General features: G+C 72.5%; 14 protein-coding genes. 8 read left to right on the top strand and 6 right to left on the bottom strand.

Annotated features, from left to right (window positions below):
• Nucleotides 1–35 precede the first annotated feature (35 nt).
• Nucleotides 36–995, bottom strand: coding sequence for a 2,3,4,5-tetrahydropyridine-2,6-dicarboxylate N-succinyltransferase (gene dapD, locus OHB44_RS29590; RefSeq protein ID WP_238686734.1), 960 nt, complete (start codon nucleotides 993–995; stop codon nucleotides 36–38).
• A gap of 78 nt (nucleotides 996–1,073) precedes the next feature.
• Here dapD and dapE point away from each other — a divergent pair, with 78 nt between their 5' ends.
• On the top strand, nucleotides 1,074–2,147 hold the full coding sequence (gene dapE / locus OHB44_RS29585) for a succinyl-diaminopimelate desuccinylase (RefSeq protein WP_330438923.1): 1,074 nt from the start codon (nucleotides 1,074–1,076) through the stop codon (nucleotides 2,145–2,147).
• A gap of 50 nt (nucleotides 2,148–2,197) precedes the next feature.
• Here dapE and OHB44_RS29580 read toward each other — a convergent pair whose 3' ends face one another.
• Complete coding sequence (locus OHB44_RS29580; RefSeq protein WP_238686736.1) at nucleotides 2,198–2,365, bottom strand: hypothetical protein; 168 nt, start codon at nucleotides 2,363–2,365, stop codon at nucleotides 2,198–2,200.
• A gap of 154 nt (nucleotides 2,366–2,519) precedes the next feature.
• On the opposite strand from OHB44_RS29580, the gene OHB44_RS29575 reads away from it, so the two are divergent.
• From OHB44_RS29575 to OHB44_RS29545, 7 genes are all read left to right on the top strand, one after another.
• Nucleotides 2,520–3,374 carry a TIGR00730 family Rossman fold protein gene (locus tag OHB44_RS29575; RefSeq protein ID WP_238686737.1) on the top strand — a complete coding sequence of 285 codons (855 nt, stop codon included), beginning with the start codon at nucleotides 2,520–2,522 and terminating at the stop codon, nucleotides 3,372–3,374.
• Complete coding sequence (locus OHB44_RS29570) at nucleotides 3,374–3,919, top strand: TIGR00730 family Rossman fold protein (protein ID WP_112675715.1); 546 nt, start codon at nucleotides 3,374–3,376, stop codon at nucleotides 3,917–3,919. Before OHB44_RS29575 ends, OHB44_RS29570 begins: the two co-directional genes overlap by 1 nt.
• Before the next feature lie 198 nt (nucleotides 3,920–4,117).
• Nucleotides 4,118–7,651 (top strand): ATP-dependent helicase, encoded by a 3,534-nt coding sequence (locus OHB44_RS29565; protein WP_330438922.1) that lies wholly within the window; start codon nucleotides 4,118–4,120, stop codon nucleotides 7,649–7,651.
• 147 nt (nucleotides 7,652–7,798) lie between these two features.
• Complete coding sequence (locus tag OHB44_RS29560; protein ID WP_330438921.1) at nucleotides 7,799–11,305, top strand: ATP-dependent helicase; 3,507 nt, start codon at nucleotides 7,799–7,801, stop codon at nucleotides 11,303–11,305.
• Between the two features lie 226 nt (nucleotides 11,306–11,531).
• Nucleotides 11,532–11,735, top strand: coding sequence for a transcription antiterminator/RNA stability regulator CspE (gene cspE, locus OHB44_RS29555; RefSeq protein ID WP_007464836.1), 204 nt, complete (start codon nucleotides 11,532–11,534; stop codon nucleotides 11,733–11,735).
• A 224-nt stretch (nucleotides 11,736–11,959) separates the two neighbouring features.
• A complete protein-coding gene (locus OHB44_RS29550) occupies nucleotides 11,960–13,273 on the top strand; it encodes a DEAD/DEAH box helicase (RefSeq protein ID WP_330438920.1) in 1,314 nt (437 codons plus the stop codon).
• A gap of 245 nt (nucleotides 13,274–13,518) precedes the next feature.
• Nucleotides 13,519–13,719 carry a hypothetical protein gene (locus tag OHB44_RS29545; RefSeq protein ID WP_238687469.1) on the top strand — a complete coding sequence of 67 codons (201 nt, stop codon included), beginning with the start codon at nucleotides 13,519–13,521 and terminating at the stop codon, nucleotides 13,717–13,719.
• Between the two features lie 221 nt (nucleotides 13,720–13,940).
• Here the strand turns inward: OHB44_RS29545 and OHB44_RS29540 are convergent, their stop codons facing one another.
• From OHB44_RS29540 to OHB44_RS29525, 4 genes are read right to left on the bottom strand one after another with little or no spacing between them, the layout of a single operon-like run.
• Nucleotides 13,941–14,378: an RrF2 family transcriptional regulator gene (locus tag OHB44_RS29540; protein ID WP_238687468.1), complete on the bottom strand. Its 438-nt coding sequence runs from the start codon at nucleotides 14,376–14,378 to the stop codon at nucleotides 13,941–13,943.
• Nucleotide 14,379: 1 nt separating this feature from the next.
• Nucleotides 14,380–15,264, bottom strand: a complete 885-nt coding sequence (locus tag OHB44_RS29535; RefSeq protein ID WP_266304479.1) for an ABC transporter permease — start codon at nucleotides 15,262–15,264, stop codon at nucleotides 14,380–14,382.
• Nucleotides 15,254–16,030, bottom strand: coding sequence for an ABC transporter ATP-binding protein (locus OHB44_RS29530; protein WP_266304480.1), 777 nt, complete (start codon nucleotides 16,028–16,030; stop codon nucleotides 15,254–15,256). The genes OHB44_RS29535 and OHB44_RS29530 overlap by 11 nt, the downstream gene beginning before the upstream one ends.
• Nucleotides 16,027–17,091, bottom strand: coding sequence for an ABC transporter substrate-binding protein (locus OHB44_RS29525; RefSeq protein ID WP_266304481.1), 1,065 nt, complete (start codon nucleotides 17,089–17,091; stop codon nucleotides 16,027–16,029). The genes OHB44_RS29530 and OHB44_RS29525 overlap by 4 nt, the downstream gene beginning before the upstream one ends.
• Between the last annotated feature and the right edge of the window lie 81 nt (nucleotides 17,092–17,172).

The raw sequence follows: 17,172 nt of genomic DNA, 5'->3' as shown, positions 1-17,172 counted from the left end.
GTCCGCGGCCGAGCGCCGCGGACCCGGCGGGGCCGTCAGTCGTTGGCGTGCAGGGCGGCGTTCAGCTCGATGCCCCGGCCGGTGCGCGGCCGGGCCTCCAGCGCGCCGGTGACCGAGTTGCGCCAGAACAGCAGGCCGTCGACGCCGGACAGCTCCCGGCCCTTGACCACCCGGCCGTCGGGGAGCGTGATCTTCGACGCGGCGGTGATGTAGCAGCCGGCCTCGACCACGCAGTCGTCGCCGAGTGAGATCCCGACGCCGGCGTTCGCGCCGACCAGGCTCCGCTCACCAATGCTGATCTTGTCGGTGCCGCCGCCGGAGAGGGTGCCCATGATGGAGGCGCCGCCGCCGATGTCGGAGCCGTCGCCGACCAGCACACCCTGCACGATTCGCCCCTCGACCATCGAGGTGCCGACGGTGCCGGCGTTGAAGTTGACGAAGCCCTCGTGCATCACAGTGGTGCCGGCGGCCAGGTGCGCGCCGAGGCGCACCCGGTCGGCGTCGGCGATCCGCACACCGGAGGGCACCACGTAGTCGGTCATCCGGGGGAACTTGTCGACCCCGTACACCGCCAGGTGCCGGCCGGCGGCCCGCTCGATCACCCGCAGCTCGTCCACCCGCTCCGGGGGGCACGGCCCGGCCGACGTCCAGGCCACGTTTGCCAGCTTGCCGAAGATGCCGTCCAGGTTGAGCTGGTTGGGTCGCACCAGGCGGTGCGAGAGTAGGTGCAACCGGAGGTACGCGTCGGACGCGTCCTTGATCGGGTCGTCCAACGAACCGATCACGGTCACCACCTGCACGGTACGCAGGCCAGGCAGGGACCGGTCACCGAGCGCGGCCGGCGGCAGGTCGAGCACGTCCGCCTTGTCCTCGCCGGCGACCAGCGGCAGCTCGCCCAGGCCCAGCTTGCCGGTCGGGTACCAGGTATCGAGCACCTGCTCGTCGGCGGTGACCGTAGCCAGGCCGATGCCCCAGGCGGAATCTGCGGACGTCACTGTTACACCTCTCGGTCACGGCCGGGCTGACCTCGGCTCGCTCCTCGCGCTGACAGACCTGAAGGTACCGTGCGAACCATGGAGAACCCGCTGACCCCCGAGGTCCTCGCCGATCCGGTGCAGCTGACCCGCGCTCTGGTCGACATAGAGTCCGTGTCCCTCAACGAGAAGGCGATCGCCGACTGTGTCGAAGAGGTGCTGCGGGGCGTACCGCACCTGACCACCCACCGGCACGGCAACACGGTGATGGCACGTACCGACCTCGGTCGGTCGCAGCGTGTCGTGCTCGCCGGGCACCTCGACACGGTGCCGTTGAACAACAACTTTCCGTCGACGATGCGCGGCGACCTGATGTACGGCTGCGGCACCTCCGACATGAAGTCCGGCACCGCGTACGCGCTGCACCTGGCGGTGACGTTGCCCGAGCCGCGCTACGACGTGACGTACTTCTTCTACGAGGCCGAGGAGATCGAGTCGCGGTACAACGGGCTCAACCTCGTCGCCCAGGCGCTCCCGGAGTGGTTGCGGGCGGACTTCGCGGTGCTGCTGGAGCCGACGTACGGCATCGTCGAGGCGGGCTGCCAGGGCACCATGCGCTCGGTGGTCACCACGACCGGCGTACGCGCCCACTCGGCGCGCTCCTGGCACGGGGTCAACGCCATCCACGCCGCCGGCGAGGTGCTGCGACGCCTCCAGACGTACGAGGCGCGCCGAGTCACCATTGACGGCTGCGACTACCGCGAGGGCATGAACGCGGTGCGGATCAACGGTGGGGTGGCCGGCAACGTGGTTCCCGACCTCTGTGAGGTCGAGGTCAACTACCGGTTCGCCCCGGACCGCACCCCGGCCGAGGCGGAGGCGCACCTGCGTGAGGTGTTCGCCGGCTTCGAGGTGACAGTCACCGACACGGCTGCCGGTGCCGCGCCGGGCCTCGACGCGGCACCCGCGAAGGAGTTCCTGGCGGCGGTCGGCGCCGCGCCGATCGGCAAGCTGGGCTGGACGGACGTAGCCCGGTTCGCGGCGATGGGCATCCCCGCGCTGAACTTCGGCCCGGGCGACCCGAACCTCGCCCACCACCCCGACGAGCACGTCGAGATCAGCAAGATCCGCGACGGTGCGGCAACCCTGCACCGCTGGCTGGCCCCGGCCTGACCCTGGTCGCCCCGTCACGTCCGGTCGCACCGGTGATCAAGAGGTTTGCGTCAGCCTGGCCCGTTGTCGGCGACGCAAACCTCTTGATCGGCTCCGGATGGGGTGGGGGAGACGGGGATTGGGTTCTGCTGACGGATGCGGCGGCGTTCGGCCACCACGTCTCGGATCCGTCGCTGCATCTGGCGACGGATCCGGATCATCTCGCTGTTACTGATCACGCTGTCTCCTCCCCCGAAGGCGCGCGCCGGGGCATACCCGGTATGTGAATAGTAAGACGTACGGGAGCGCCGAATAGTTGCCCATGATCCCGAACAATTTCTCGGCGTCCCCGCCCCGCGCACCCGGCCGGTGCTGCTCCACTACGGTTGCCCCATGAGCCAGAGCAACGGGCGGGAGGCCGGTCGCGGTCCGGGACAGGAGCGGCATCGCGGTGCGGTCACCCTGCGCAGAGGGGCGATCCCGAGCAGCACCGCCGACCAGCGACTCCTGGATTCACGGGGGCGGGGTGACTGGAAGACCAAGGACGCCTGGCGCGCGCTGCGCATCCTCGCCGAGTTCGTCGAGGGTTTCGACACCCTCGCCGACGTGCCGTCAGCGGTCAGCGTCTTCGGCTCCGCGCGCAGCGCGCCGGACAGCGCCGAGTGCCAGTTGGCCGAGCAGTTGGGCGGTGCACTGGCCCGAGCCGGCTACGCGGTGATCACCGGAGGTGGGCCCGGCGTGATGGAGGCCGCCAACCGCGGCGCCAGCGAGGCCGGTGGGCTCTCCGTGGGGCTCGGCATCGAGCTTCCGTTCGAGCAGGGCATCAACGACTGGGTCGACCTGGCCATCGACTTCCGCTACTTCTTCGCCCGCAAGACGATGTTCGTCAAGTACGCCCAGGCGTTCGTCGTGCTGCCGGGCGGGTTCGGCACCATGGACGAGTTGTTCGAGGCGCTCACACTGGTGCAGACCGGCAAGGTCACCCGGTTCCCGGTGGTGCTCATGGGCGTCGCCTACTGGCAGGGCCTGCTGGACTGGCTGCGCGGCACGATGGCCGCCACCGGCAAGATCGGGCCGGTCGACCTGGACCTGATCTGCCTCACCGACGACGTCAGCGAGGCGGTCCGGTACATCGTCGAATCGGAGGCCGCGCTCTCCGCCGAGCAGGAGGCCGTTCGCGAGGAGGCTGTCGCGCGCACCGGCGCAGACCAGCAGGCCGCCGCCGAGCAGGCTCGGGACCACGACTGATGGCGGCGATCTGCGTCTTCTGTGCCTCCTCTCGTACCCTCGATCAGCGCTGGTTGGACCTGGCCGCCGAGACCGGCGCGGAGCTGGCCCGGCGCGGGCACACGCTGGTCAGCGGTGGTGGCTGCGTCGGCATGATGGGCGCGCTGGCGGACGGCGCCCGATCCGCCGGTGGGCGCACCGTCGGCGTGATCCCGCAGTCGCTGGTCGATCTGGAGGTCGCCGACCTGGCCTCGGACGAGCTGCTGGTGACCGACTCGATGGCCAGCCGCAAGACCTTGATGATCGACAAGTCGGATGCCTTCCTCACCCTGCCCGGCGGGCTGGGCACCCTGGACGAGTTGTTCGAGGTCTGGACCACCGCCACCCTCGCCCTGCACACCAAGCCGATGGTGCTGATCGACACCGACGGGTTCTACCGCCCCCTGCTGGACTGGCTCGACGCGCTGGCCGACCAGACCTTCCTCAAGCCCGCCGGCCGCGACCTCCTGACGGTCACCACCACCGTCACCGAGGCCCTCGACGTCCTGGAATCCCACCTGACCTGACCACCCCACCCCACCCCACCCCACCCCACCCCACCGCATCCCGGGCCGGTCCCGGCCCGCTCGCGGTGATCATGAAGTTAGCGACGTCGCTCTCGGCGTGTCGCGCCGCTAACTTCATGATCGACGGGGGTGGATGTTGGGGTGAGGGGGAGTGGGTGGGGACTGGGTGGTGTCGTATGGGTCTGATGGGATGAGCTGATGCAGGCGTACCGGTTGGTGCGGCGGCCCGAGAGGCCGGCGCGGGGGGACGGGGCGACGCCTGACACCGCCTCCGGGCCCGCCAGCGGCGGCACGTCCGGGGGCGGCGTCGGCACGTCGAGTCGGTCCGATGGTGTGGCCGGGCCCGAGCTGGTCGTCGGCGACGGCTGGCGGGCCGACCCGGTGCAGGCCGAGGTGGTCGGGCACACCGACGGGCCGATGCTCGTGCTCGGCGGCCCGGGCACCGGCAAGACCAGCACGCTGGTCGAGGCGGTCGCCGCCCGGGTGGCCGAGGGGGTCGACCCCGAACGGATCCTGGTGCTGACCTTCGGCCGCCGAGGCGCCACCGCGCTGCGACAGCGCATCGAGGCCCGGATCGCGCAGGACGGCCACCGGGTGCTGCGCGAGCCGTTGGTTCGCACCTTCCCGGCGTACGCCTTCGGGTTGCTCCGCCGCGCCGCCGCCGAGCGGGGTGAACCGTCGCCCCGGCTGCTCACCGGCCCCGAGCAGGATCTGATCATCCGTGAGCTGCTGGACGTGGTGGGCGAGGAGCCCGAGGACGACCCGGTCGGCTGGCCCACCGACCTGCGTCCCGCCCTGCGCACCCGGGCGTTCGCCGGCCAACTGCGCGACCTGCTCATGCGCGCCGCCGAGCGCGGCGTGGGCCCGATGGACCTGGCCCGGCTGGGTGAGAGGCTCGGTCGCGCCGACTGGCCGGCCGCCGCCCGCTTCCTGCGGGAGTACGTCGCAGTGCTCGCGCTGCGCGACGTCAGCAACCGGGGCTCCATCGCGTACGACCCGGCGGAGCTGGTCCGGGCAACCACCGGGCTGCTGCGCGACGACGAGGAGTTGCTGGCCGCCGAGCGTCGTCGGCTCGCGTACGTCTACCTCGACGAGTTGGCCGACACCGACCCCGCCCAACTGGAGCTGCTCTCGGTCATCGCCGGCGGTGGCAAGTCGCTTGTCGCGTTCGCCGACCCGGATTCCTCCACGTACGCCTTCCGGGGCGCCGACCCGGCCGGGGTGGCGACGTTCCCGCACCGGTTCCGGACGGCATCCGGCGCGCCGGCCGCGCAGGTGCTGCTGACCACGTCGTACCGGGCCGGGCCGGGTCTGCTCGCGGCGATCGCCCGGCTGGGTCGGCGGCTGCGGGGCCCGGCCGCGCACCGTCGGCTGCACCCCCTGCCGGACGCGCCGCCCGGCGTGGTCGAGGTGCACACCTTCCGCTCGGCGACCAGCGAGGCCGCCTGGCTGGCCCACGCGCTGCGCTCGGCCCACCTGCTCGACGGCGTGCCGTGGTCACGGATGGCGGTGCTGGTGCGGTCCACAGCGTTGCAGCTGCCCACCCTGCGACGGGCGCTGCACGCTGCCGGCGTACCCACTGTGGTGCACGGTGAGGATCTGCCCCTGCACCTGCAACCGGCGGTCGCGCCGCTGCTGCTCCTGCTGCGCTGCGCGCTGGAGCCGGAGAGACTCGACGAGGAGGCCGCCGTCGCGCTGCTGCACTCGCCGCTCGGCGGGGCCGACCCGCTGGCCGAGCGACGGCTGCGGCAGGGCCTGCGGGCGCTCGCCCTGGCCGGCGGTGACCGACGGCCCTCCGGGGAGCTGATCGTCGAGGCCCTGCAGGATCCGGAGGAGCTAGCCGGCATCGAGCGGCGCTGGGCGGAGCCGGCGCAGGCGGTGGCCGGGCTGCTGGCCATCGCCCGCGAAGCCGCCGCCCGGCCGGGTGCGACCGCCGAGGACGTGCTCTGGGCCGTCTGGCACGCCAGTGGTCTCGCCGAGCGGTGGGCCGGCGCGATCAACCAGGGGCGTCCGGAGGCCGGCGAGGGCGACCTGGCCCGGCGTCGACGGGCCGAGGCTGCCGACCGCGACCTGGACGCCGTGCTGGTCCTCTTCGACGCGGCGGCCCGGTTCACCGACCGGCTGCCCGGCGCGCGTACCGAGGTCTTCCTCGACCACGTGCTCGCCCAGGACCTGCCGGCCGACACCATCGCCCCGACCGCCGACCGGGGTGCGGCGGTACGCCTGCTCACCGCGCACGCCGCGAAGGGCCTGGAATGGGACCTGGTGGCGGTGGCCGGTGTGCAGGAGGGCATCTGGCCGGACCTGCGGCTGCGCGGCAGCCTGCTGGGCTCCGAGCGCCTGGTCGACGTGCTGGCCGGCCGGTCGGTCGACGGGGCCACAGCGGCGAACGTGGTGGGTCAGACCTCGGCGTTGCTGGACGAGGAGCGTCGACTCTTCCACGTCGCCATCAGTCGGGCCCGGCACCGGCTGCTGGTCAGCGCCGTGGCGTCGGCCGCCGTCGGCGGCGACGACCACGAGGAGCAACCCAGCCGGTTCCTGCACGAGCTGGGCCCGAGCACACCGCCACCGACCCCGCCGAGCACGCCACCGACCCCGCCGAGCACGCCCGGCCCGCCGCCCGGTCCCCGCACCGAGCCGTCCTCCGGCGGCAACGGGGGTGCTGCGGCGAGTGAGACCGGTGACGAGGAGTCGGGCCGTCCCGGAGCACTGCCGGTGACCCGTCCACCACGGGCGCTCACCCTGCCGGCGTTGGTGGCGGAACTGCGTACCGCCATCACCGACCCGGCGGCTCCGGCGGCCCGGCGGCGCGCCGCGGCGGCCGAGTTGGCCCGGCTCGCCGCCGCCGGGGTGCCCGGCGCGCACCCCGACGATTGGTGGGGGTTGCGGGTGCTCTCCGACGACCGGCCGCTCGTCGACGACGGCGACGCGGTGCGGGTCACCCCGTCGGCCATGGAGAGTGCGCTGCGGTGCAGCCTGCGCTGGCTGCTGGAACGGCACGGCGGCAGCGGCCCGACCAGCACCGCGCAGGGGGTGGGCAACCTGGTGCACGCCGCCGCGATGCTCGCCGAGGACGCCAGCGCCGACCGGGGCGCGCTGCTCGACTACGTGGCCGCCCGGTTCGACGCGATCGAGCTGGCGGCCCGCTGGATGGCCGGGCCGGAGCGGGAACGCGCCGAGGCGATGGTCGACAAGCTGCTGCGCTGGCTGGCCACCAACCCGCGCAGGTTGCTCGCCATCGAGCACGAGTTCGCCGTGCGCCTGGACGACCCGAACCGGCCCATCGACCTGACCGGTCGGGTCGATCGGCTGGAGGTCGACGAGGCCGGGCGGCTCGTGGTGATCGACCTGAAGACCGGCAAGTCCACAGCTGTCACCGGCACCGACCTTGCCGAGCACCCGCAGCTCGGCGCCTACCAGGCGGCGGTGGAGGCGGGCGCGTTCGCCGAGTTCGGAGACGAGTCCGGGGGCGCCGCGCTGGTGCAGCTCGGGACCTCCGCCAAGGACGCCAGGGAGCAGAATCAGCCGGCCGCCAGCGAGGGTCCGGCGGCCGGTTGGGCGACCGCGCTGGTCCGGCGGACCGCCGATACGATGGCAGCCGCCACGTTCGCCGCGGTGGCCAACTCGAAGTGCCGGGTCTGCCCGGTGCGCACCAGCTGCCCGGTCTCCGGGCAGGGTCGTCAGGTCGTCGAGCCACCCACCGTCCGACGCGCAGGTGAGGGCGAGGAGTGAGCGTGCGAGCCCCGCAGTCACGAACTGAGACGGCACCCGTGAGGGCGAGGAGTGAGCTTGCGAGCCCCGCAGTCACGAACTGAGACGGCACCCGTGAGGGCGAGGAGTGAGCTTGCGAGCCCCGCAGTCACGAACTGAGACGGCACGGTGAGTCAGCCCACCCTGTTCGGCGCGGGCCCCGCGCCGACGCCCCGACTCGCGGACTCCGGCCCCCGCTACACACCGGTGGAGCTGGCTAAGCTGCTGCGGTTGCCGGCACCCACCCGGGAGCAGGCCGCGATCATCGCCGCCCCGGTGGAGCCGCTGCTGGTGGTCGCGGGCGCCGGGTCGGGCAAGACCGAGACGATGGCCGCGCGGGTGGTCTGGCTGGTGGCCAACTCGTACGTGCGGCCGGAGCAGATCCTCGGGCTGACCTTCACCCGCAAGGCGGCCGGCGAGCTGGCCCATCGGGTACGGACCCGGCTCGACCAGCTGATCCGACGACTCGGTCGGCAGGGGCGGGACCCGCTGGACGATCCGCTCGCTGGTGAGCCCACCGTCTCCACCTACCACTCGTACGCGGGGCGGATCGTCACCGAGCATGGGCTGCGGGCCGGCTACGAGCCGTCCACCCGGCTGCTCACCGAGGCGTCCCGCTGGCAGTTGGTCGACCTGCTGGTGCGTAACTACGACGGCGACATGTCCGAGGTGGACCGGATGCCGAGCACCATCACCGACGCGGTGCTGGCGCTGGCCGGGGAGCTGGACGAGCATCTGGTCGCGCCGGACGACCTGGCGGCCTGGACCGGTCGGTTCTTCGCCGAGGTGCAGTCCCGGCCGGGTCGGGTGTACGCGGACGTGCGCAAGGCGCTCACCCTCCAGCAGACCCGGTTGCGCCTGTTGCCGCTGGTGCGGGCGTACGCCCGGCGCAAGGAGGACTTCGAGGCGATGGACTTCGCCGACCAGCTCGCCCGGGCGGCCCGGGTGGCCCGGGACCACCCGGGGGTCGGCGTGATCGAGCGGGACCGCTTCCGGGTGGTGCTGCTCGACGAGTACCAGGACACCAGCCATGCCCAGGTGGTGTTGCTCAACGCGCTGTTCGGTGGCGGGCACCCGGTGACCGCGGTGGGCGACCCGTGCCAGTCGATCTACGGCTGGCGGGGGGCCAGCGCGGGCACCCTGGACCGGTTCCCCACCGAGTTCGCCCGCGCCAACGGTGAACCGGCCCCGGCGCTGGGGCTCACCACGAGCTGGCGCAACCGCCCGGAGATCCTCCGGGTGGCGAACGCGCTCTCCACCCCGCTGCGGGCGGCGGGTGCCCGGGTGCCGGAGCTGCGCTCCGCGCTGACCGTCCGGGACCCGATCCCGCACCGCAGCCCGGGCGGCGCGGCCGGCGGCACCGTGCACTGCGCGATGCTGCCCACGTACGCCGACGAGGCCGACTGGATCGCCGACAGCGTGCTGGCCGCCTGGCGTGGGGCGGCCGGGATGCCGGGCGCGACCCCGGAACACATCCCGGTGGACCGCCGCCCGACGACCGCCGTGCTGGTCCGGGTGCGCAGCCAGATCCCGGCGATCGAGTCGGCGTTGCGCGAGCGGGGCCTACCGGTCGAGGTGGTCGGGCTGGGTGGCCTGCTGGACACCCCCGAGGTGCGCGACGTGGTCTGCACGCTGCGGGTCCTGGCCGACCCGACCGATGGCGCCGCGCTGCTGCGGTTGCTCACCGGTGCCCGTTGGCGGATCGGGCCACGTGACCTGGTGGCGTTGCACCGACGAGCGCGGGCCATCGCGAACGCCCGGCGACAGGTGGCCGCCGACGAGGCCTCGGAGATCAGCCCCGACCTGTTGGACGAGGCGACCCTGGTGGAGGCGTTGGCCGACCTCGGGCCGGCGCAGGCGTACTCGGCCGAGGGGTTCGCGCGGCTGCGCGCGTACGGCCGGGAACTGGCGCTGCTGCGCTACCGGCTGGACCAGGCGCTGCCGGACCTGATCGCGGACATCGAGCGGACCATCGGCCTGGACGTGGAGGTCGCGGTGCGGGCCGGCCGGGACGGCGCCGGCGACGCGGGCCTGGCCCGGGGGCATCTGGACGCGCTCGGCGACGTGGCGGCCCGGTTCAGCGGGGAGACGCCCGGCGCGACCCTGTCCGGCTTCCTGTCCTACCTGGCCGCCGCCGAGGACGAGGAGCGCGGTCTGGCGCCGGGCGAGGTCGAGGTGGTGGAGGGCGCGGTGCAGGTGGTCACCGCGCATGCCGCCAAGGGCCTGGAGTGGGACGTCGTCGCGGTGGCCGGGCTCAGTCGTGGTCTGTGGCCGGGGCCGGTGCGCAACTCCGACCACTGGCTGGGTGGGCTGGGCGTGCTGCCGTTCCCGCTGCGCGGCGACGCCGACGGGCTGCCCGAGTTGGCACTCGACGAGGCGGGGGACCAGCGGGCCGTGGCGCGGGCGGTGACCGACTTCACCGACGCGTGGCGGGCCCACGACGAGCGGGAGGAACGCCGGCTGACGTATGTGGCGGTCACCCGGCCGCGTCGGCTGCTGCTCTGCTCCGGTTACTGGTGGGGGGAGGGCACGAAGCGACCGCGAGGTCCGTCGGTCTTCCTGCGTGAGGTGTACGACGCCTGCCTCGACGGCGGGCCGGGGCACCTGATCGACGCGTGGGCGCCGGAGCCGACTCCCGACGCGACGAACCCCACTGCCGAGGTGGTGCTCCGCGCGGAGTGGCCGGCCGACCCGCTGGGCGGTCGACGGCCGGCGTTGGCCGAGGCGGCCGGGCTGGTGCGTCGCCTGATGGCCGACGGCCCGACGGCGGCGCTCCCCGGGCCGGTCGGGCCGGTGCTCCCCGGGCCGGTGCTCGCCGGGCCGGTCGGGCCGGTGTCGCCGGTCGGGCCGGTGTCGCCGGTCGGGTCGGAGGTCGGGCCGGTGTTTGCCGGGCCGGTGCCGTCGATCGAGGCCGAAACGGTCGAGCCGGAGGTGGATCCGGAGGTGGCGCGCTGGCAGCGCGAGGCGGACCTGCTGTTGGCGGAGCGCGCCGAGCTGACCCGGCTCTCCGGTGCGGTCGAGGTGGCGCTGCCCGGGGCGCTGAGCGTCACCCAACTGGTCGCGCTGCGGCGCGATCCGGCGGCGCTGGCCCGTACGCTGCGTCGCCCGGTGCCGGCCGAACCCAACCCGTACGCCCGTCGAGGCACCGCCTTCCACGCCTGGCTGGAGCAGCGCTTCGGCGCCGACCGCCTGTTGGACCTGGACGAGCTGCCCGGCGCGGCCGACGCCGATGCCGCACCCGACGAGGCGCTGATCGAGCTTCAGGAGCGGTTCCTGGCCAGCGAGTGGGCCGACCGGTCACCGGTGGAGGTGGAGGTGCCCTTCGCCACTGTGATCGCCGGAGTGGTGGTGCGGGGCCGGATGGACGCGGTCTTCGCCCGGCCGGGTGGCCGGTTCGACGTGGTCGACTGGAAGACCGGCGCGCAGCCCACCGGGCCGGCGGCCGACGTGGCCGCCGTGCAGCTGGCGGTGTACCGGCTGGCCTGGGCGGAGTTGGCCGGCGTGCCGGTCGATCGGGTGGGCGCGGCGTTCCACTACGTCCGCCATGGGGTGACCGTACGGCCCGCCGACCTGCTGGATGTGACGGGCCTCACCGCCATGATCGCCCAGTTGCCCGAGGATTCTGCCCAACATTGACCATGGCGGGGAAAACCGTGGTAGGTTGACCGGGTTGCAGTTTTGGTTACCAGAGACTCTGTGTGCGCCTGGCGGGATTGTGGCCCCAGGCGCTCTTTGTTGTGTCCGGAGTTCTCCGGGCGGGGCGACCAGAAGCGACAGGCGATTCGCGCATCCCCGCGCGGAGCGCTCCTCTTCGGGCACGCAACAAGTGCGCGTCCGACGTTCCGTCAAGGAGACGAAACACATGGCTATTGGCACCGTGAAGTGGTTCAACGCTGACAAGGGCTTCGGCTTCATCACCCCCGACGGCGGCGGCGCCGACGTTTTCGCCCACTTCTCGGCGATCCAGTCCTCCGGCTACCGGAGCCTGGACGAGAACCAGCGGGTCGAGTTCGAGGTGACCCAGGGCCAGAAGGGCCCGCAGGCGGAGAACATCCGCCCGCTCTGATCTTCGGATCGGTCAGCATTACCTGTCGCGCCCTCCGGGTGTGACGGTGACGGGACCGGCCCGCCCCGCTGCCACCTGCCTACGCAGGCGGCGGCCCGGCGGCGGGCCGGCCTGTACTCCCTTTCGGTTCGTGCTTGTGAGTCCTGGCTGCCTTGCGCCGCCGGTTGACAGCGCCGACTTCGGCGCCCTCCCTCGACACGTGCCGCGTCGAGGAAGGCTTTCGCATGACCACAGTTATTCCGTCGTTCGCTCATACCGGTCTGGCACCGGCGCTGCTCACCGCGCTGACCGCGCAGGGCATCACCGAGCCGTTCCCGATCCAGACGGCGACGCTGCCCGACTCGCTCGCCGGCCGGGACGTGCTGGGCCGCGGTCGTACCGGCTCCGGCAAGACTCTCGCCTTCGGGCTTCCGCTGCTGTCCCGTACCGCTGGCCGTAAGGCCCGGCCGGGTCGCCCGCTGGCCCTGGTGCTGGTGCCGACCCGCGAGCTGGCTCAGCAGGTCACCACCGCGCTGGCCCCGTACGCCCGCGCCGTCGGGCTGCGCTGCGCCACCGTCGTGGGCGGGCTGTCGTTGCAGCGGCAGGCGGACGCCCTGCGCGCCGGCACCGAGGTTGTCGTCGCCACCCCCGGTCGCCTGCACGACCTGATCAACCGTGGCGACGCCCGGCTCGACCAGGTCGAGATCACAGTGCTCGACGAGGCCGACCAGATGGCCGACATGGGCTTCCTGCCGCAGGTCACCAAGCTGCTGGAGCAGGTCGCGCCGCAGGGGCAGCGGATGCTCTTCTCCGCGACCCTGGACGGCGGCGTGGACCGGCTGGTCCGCCGTTTCCTGAGCAACCCGGTCACCCACTCGGTCGACCCGGGCACCGCGACGGTCACCGCTATGACCCACCACGTGCTGCACGTCGCCGCTGCGGACAAGCCCGACGCGTTGACCCGGATCGCCGCCCGTGAGGGCCGCACCATCCTGTTCATGGGCACCAAGCACCGCGCCGACCGGCTGGCCCGCCAACTGCTCTCCAAGGGCGTACGCGCGGCAGCGCTGCACGGCGGCAAGTCCCAGCCGCAGCGCACCCGGATCCTGGAGCAGTTCCGCAACGGTCAGGTGACCGCCCTGGTCGCCACCGACGTGGCGGCCCGTGGCATCCACGTGGACGGCCTGGACATGGTGGTCAACGTGGACCCGCCGACCGAGGCGAAGGACTACCTGCACCGGGGCGGCCGTACCGCCCGGGCCGGCGAGTCCGGTTCCGTGGTCACCCTGGTCCTGCCGGAGCAGCGCCGGGACGTGTCCCGGCTGATGGCCACCGCCGGTATCCGGCCCGAGTCGGTCCAGGTCCGCGCGGGTGACGGATCGCTGGCCCGGGTGACCGGCGCTCGCGAGCCGTCCGGCGTGCCGGTGACCATCGTCGCTCCGCCGGCGCCCGTCTCTCGGGCCCGTACCTCCGGCGGCTCGGCCGCCGATGGTGGCGCCCGTCCGGCGCACCGCGCGTCGGGCCGGTCCCGTCGGCCGCGTCGTCCCCGTACCGTCTGATCTTCTGCGCGTCGACCGACCCGTCCCGCTTCGGCGGGGCGGGTCGGTTTTGTCTGCGCGGTGTTCCGGGCCGGTCGGCTGTCCGTGCGGCCCGACCGGTCAGCCGACCGCGCCGTGCGGCCCGCTCTGCTGAGTCGGTAATCAGCCTTCGCTGGGTCGGCTGGCCGACTGCGCCCCGGCCGGACGTGGTCGAGGCTGACCGACGGGGGATGTCGGGCGGGGGGCCCGGCACGGGAGGGGTGACCATGGCGGGCGAAGCCGGCTCGGGCGCACTGCGTGAACTGATCCTGGTGGTCGCGGTCGCGCTCGCTGGGTTGTTGCTCGCCATGGTCGCGGCCTTCGCGCCCTGGCATGCCACCCCGGCGGGTAACGCTCCCGCCGGTCTGGTGGAGCTGCACAGTCCCGGCGACCCGGGCCTCGCCCCGGCGACCGCACACGTGGGCTGAGCAGCGACCGGCCTACCGGTGCCGGCGGAGGGGCAGGCCCGGTCAGGATCGGTGCGAGATGTGGTCGGGTCGGCGGGGCACCGGCCCGGCCACATCGCCTCACGCCCCCGCAGCCCCTCCCGACGCGCCGATCTTGCACTTTCGGATGTCGATATGATCGAAATGTCTCTTATGCGGGGACAGTAAGTGCAAGATCGCGGAGCTCGGGGTGTGACCGGGACTCACCTTGTGGTGGGGGCGTGGGTGAGCAGGTCGGTCAGGGTGGTGCTGTCGACCACGGTGGCGATCGCCCCGTGTACCGCCAGCCAGACGTCGGTGAGCCCGGCGGCCACTCCGTGATAGCCGGCCCGCTCGGCCGGCAGGCCGCGCACCGTGGTGAGCGAGCCGCCGACCGCACGCAGCACGTCTCCGACGGTGATCTCGTCGGCTGGGCGGGTCAGCGCGTACCCGCCGTCGGCGCCACGATGGCTGTGCAGCAGACCGGCCCGGCGCAGGTCGAGCAGGATGCCCTGCAGGAAGCTGAGCGGGATGTCCTGCACCTCGGCCAGGCTGGCCGCCTTCACCAACTCCCCGACCCGGTCGCCGTCGCCGCCACCACCGGCGGCAGCGACGGCGAGCATCGCCCGGAGCGCGTAGTCGCTGCGCGCGGAGACGAACACGTCACTGACCGGCCTGGTCCAGTACACCCCAGCGGCGCCTGATCGCCTTGTCCGCAGCGCCGAACGCGGCGTCCACGACGAGGCCGACGACCAGGATGACGATCATCGTGGAGAGCAGCCAGGGTGAGTCGGACAACTCGCGGGAGTAGGTGAGCTGGGCGCCGAGCGAGGTCTGCGAGATGCCGACCACGAGCAGCTCACCCGCCATCAGGCTGCGCCAGGAGAACGCCCAGCCCTGCTTGAGGCCGGCGACGATCGCCGGAAGGGCGGCCGGTGCGATGACGTAACGGTAGAGGTTGAGCCCTCGGGCGCCCAGGTTGCGGCCCGCACGTAGCAGCAGCGGCGGCACGTAGTCCACTCCGGAGATCACCCCGTTGGCAATGGACGGTGCCGCGCCGAGCACCACCACGAAGAAGATCGCCTTCTCGCTCAGCTCGAAGAGCAGGATGGCCAGCGGGAACCAGGCGATCGACGGCATGGTCTGCAACGCGGTGATCATCGAGCCGATGGCGGCGCGCAGCACCGTGGACCGGGCTACCGCGAGGCCCAGCAGCAGGCCCACGGCTACCGAGAAGACGTACCCGACGGCGGCCCGGCGCAACGTGGTGGCTATGCCTTCCCAGAGCTGCGGGCCCTGGGCCTGGGTCAGCAACTCGCGGCCGACCTCCAGCGGCCCCGGCAACGAGTAAGGCGGCTTCCAACCCGTCCAGACCACGAACTGCCAGGCGGCGATGGTGATGGCCAGGGCGGCGAGCTTGGGCCAGGTGGCCGCCCAGATCCGGGCGCCCCGGGAGACCTCCTTGTCCCGACCGGCGATCTCCAGCGCGTCGAGGCCGGTGATCTCCGCGTCGGTACGCGCCGAACTGGTCAGGGTGTCACTGGCCATGGCGGCCCACCTCCGTACGGAGCCGCTCGGTGACCTCGGCGGCGATGGCGGCGACCTCGGGGGAGTCGATCCGGCGAGGGCGCGGGATGTTCACCTCGGTGGAGTAGATGATCCGGCCGGGTCGGCTGGAGAGCAGGATGATCCGGTCGGCCAGCCGGGCCGCCTCGCGGACGTTGTGCGTCACGAAGAGCACCGAGAGTTTGCGCTCGGACCAGATCCGTTCCAGCTCGTCGTGCAGGATGTCCCGGGTCATCGCGTCCAGCGCGCCGAACGGCTCGTCCATCAGCAGCACCGGAGTGTCCAGGGCCAGCGTGCGGGCGAGCGCGACCCGCTGCCGCATTCCGCCGGAGAGCTCGTGCGGGCGCTTGCGGCCGAAGTCGGCAAGGTGCACCGTCCGCAGCAGCTCGGCCACCCGCTCACGGCGTTGGGCCCGGGGGAGCCGACGCAGCTTGAGCGGCACCTCCACATTGGCGTCGACGGTCAGCCACGGAAAAAGCGCCGGCTCCTGGAACATCAGGCCCGGGTTGGCGTCGCCGGCCAGGGTGATCTGCCCACCGCTGACCCGGTCCAGCCCGGCCACCAGGTTGAGCAGGGTGCTCTTGCCGCAGCCGGACGCGCCGACCAGGCAGACGAACTCGCCGGGCGCGACGTTCAGCGACACACCGTCCAGGGCCAGGACGGCGTTCGCCCCGCGCCCGTACACCTTGGTCACACCGGAGAGCGCGACCGCTGTGGTCGCGCTCCGCGGCGTCGTCGTCGACGTCATGGCTGGACGACCTCGGACTTGCCCTGCGCCTTGAGCGCGTTGTTGAGGTACTTCAGGTCGTACAGGCCCTTGAGGTCCACCGGCTCGGTCAGGTCCACGTCGACGGCGTGGTCGAGCCCTGCCTTCAGGGAGGACGAGATCGGGTCGTTAGTGAACTCCAACGTCGGCCACGCCTGCTTGATCAGCTTCAGGTCCAGCGGCTTTCCGGTGATCTTGCCGATGGCGTCGGAGATGGCCTGCTGCGCCTCCTCCGGTTTGGTGTTGACGAACTCGTTGGCGGCCACCTGACCGTCGACCAGCCTCTGCACCACGTCCGGGTGCGCCTTGAGGAACTTGGTGCTGACCAGCAGGTTGGTGATGACGAACTTCTTGTCCGGCCACAGGTCGCGCTCGTCGACGAGCACCTTGCCGCCAGCGTTGATCAGGCGGGAGACGAACGGCTCGGGCACCCAGGCACCGTCGATCGCGCCGCTGTTGAACGTCTCGATGGTCTGGGCGTTTTCCTGCGGCACGATCTTGACGTCGCCTCCACCTTCCTTGGTGGTGGTGAGGCCCTGCTGCTTGAGCCAGTAACGGATCGCCACGTCCTGGGTGTTGCCCAGCTGCGGGGTGGCGATCTTCTTGCCCTTCAGGTCCTGCGCCCCGGTGATGCCGGGCTTGACGACCAGTGCCACGCCGCCGGAGGCCGCGCCGGAGATGACCCGGACGGCTTCGCCCTTTGACTTGGAGAAGGCGTTCACCGTCGGGTTCGGACCGATGTAGGTGGCGTCCAGCGCGCCGGAGAAGACCGCCTCGATGGCGGCCGGACCGGCGTTGAAGGTCTTCGGGTCCAGCTTGACGTCGGTGCCGAGCTTCTCCGCGAAGATGCCCTTCTCCACGCCGACGACCGCCGGCGCGTGGGTGATGTTGGGGAAGTAGCCGAGGCGCAGCGTCACCGGGCCGGAGCTGCCGCCCGCGCCATCGCTGTCGTCGCCGCACGCGGCGGTGCTGCCCAGGGTCGCCGCGCCGAGGGCGGCGAGGGTGGCCAGGGTGACCAACCGGCGCAGGGGGAGCCGTCTCATCGTCCATCCAATCCGCAGTATTCCTACTTAGTTGGTAGGAAGAGTGGGCCAGGCTGCGGTCAGCGTCAAGGCTCATCCACA

This window comes from Micromonospora sp. NBC_00821, from assembly GCF_036347035.1.
In the GTDB taxonomy this organism is placed as follows: domain Bacteria; phylum Actinomycetota; class Actinomycetes; order Mycobacteriales; family Micromonosporaceae; genus Micromonospora; species Micromonospora hortensis.
The sequence above is the reverse complement of the archived record's forward strand: the minus strand, read 5'-3'. Positions and strand labels throughout refer to the sequence as shown.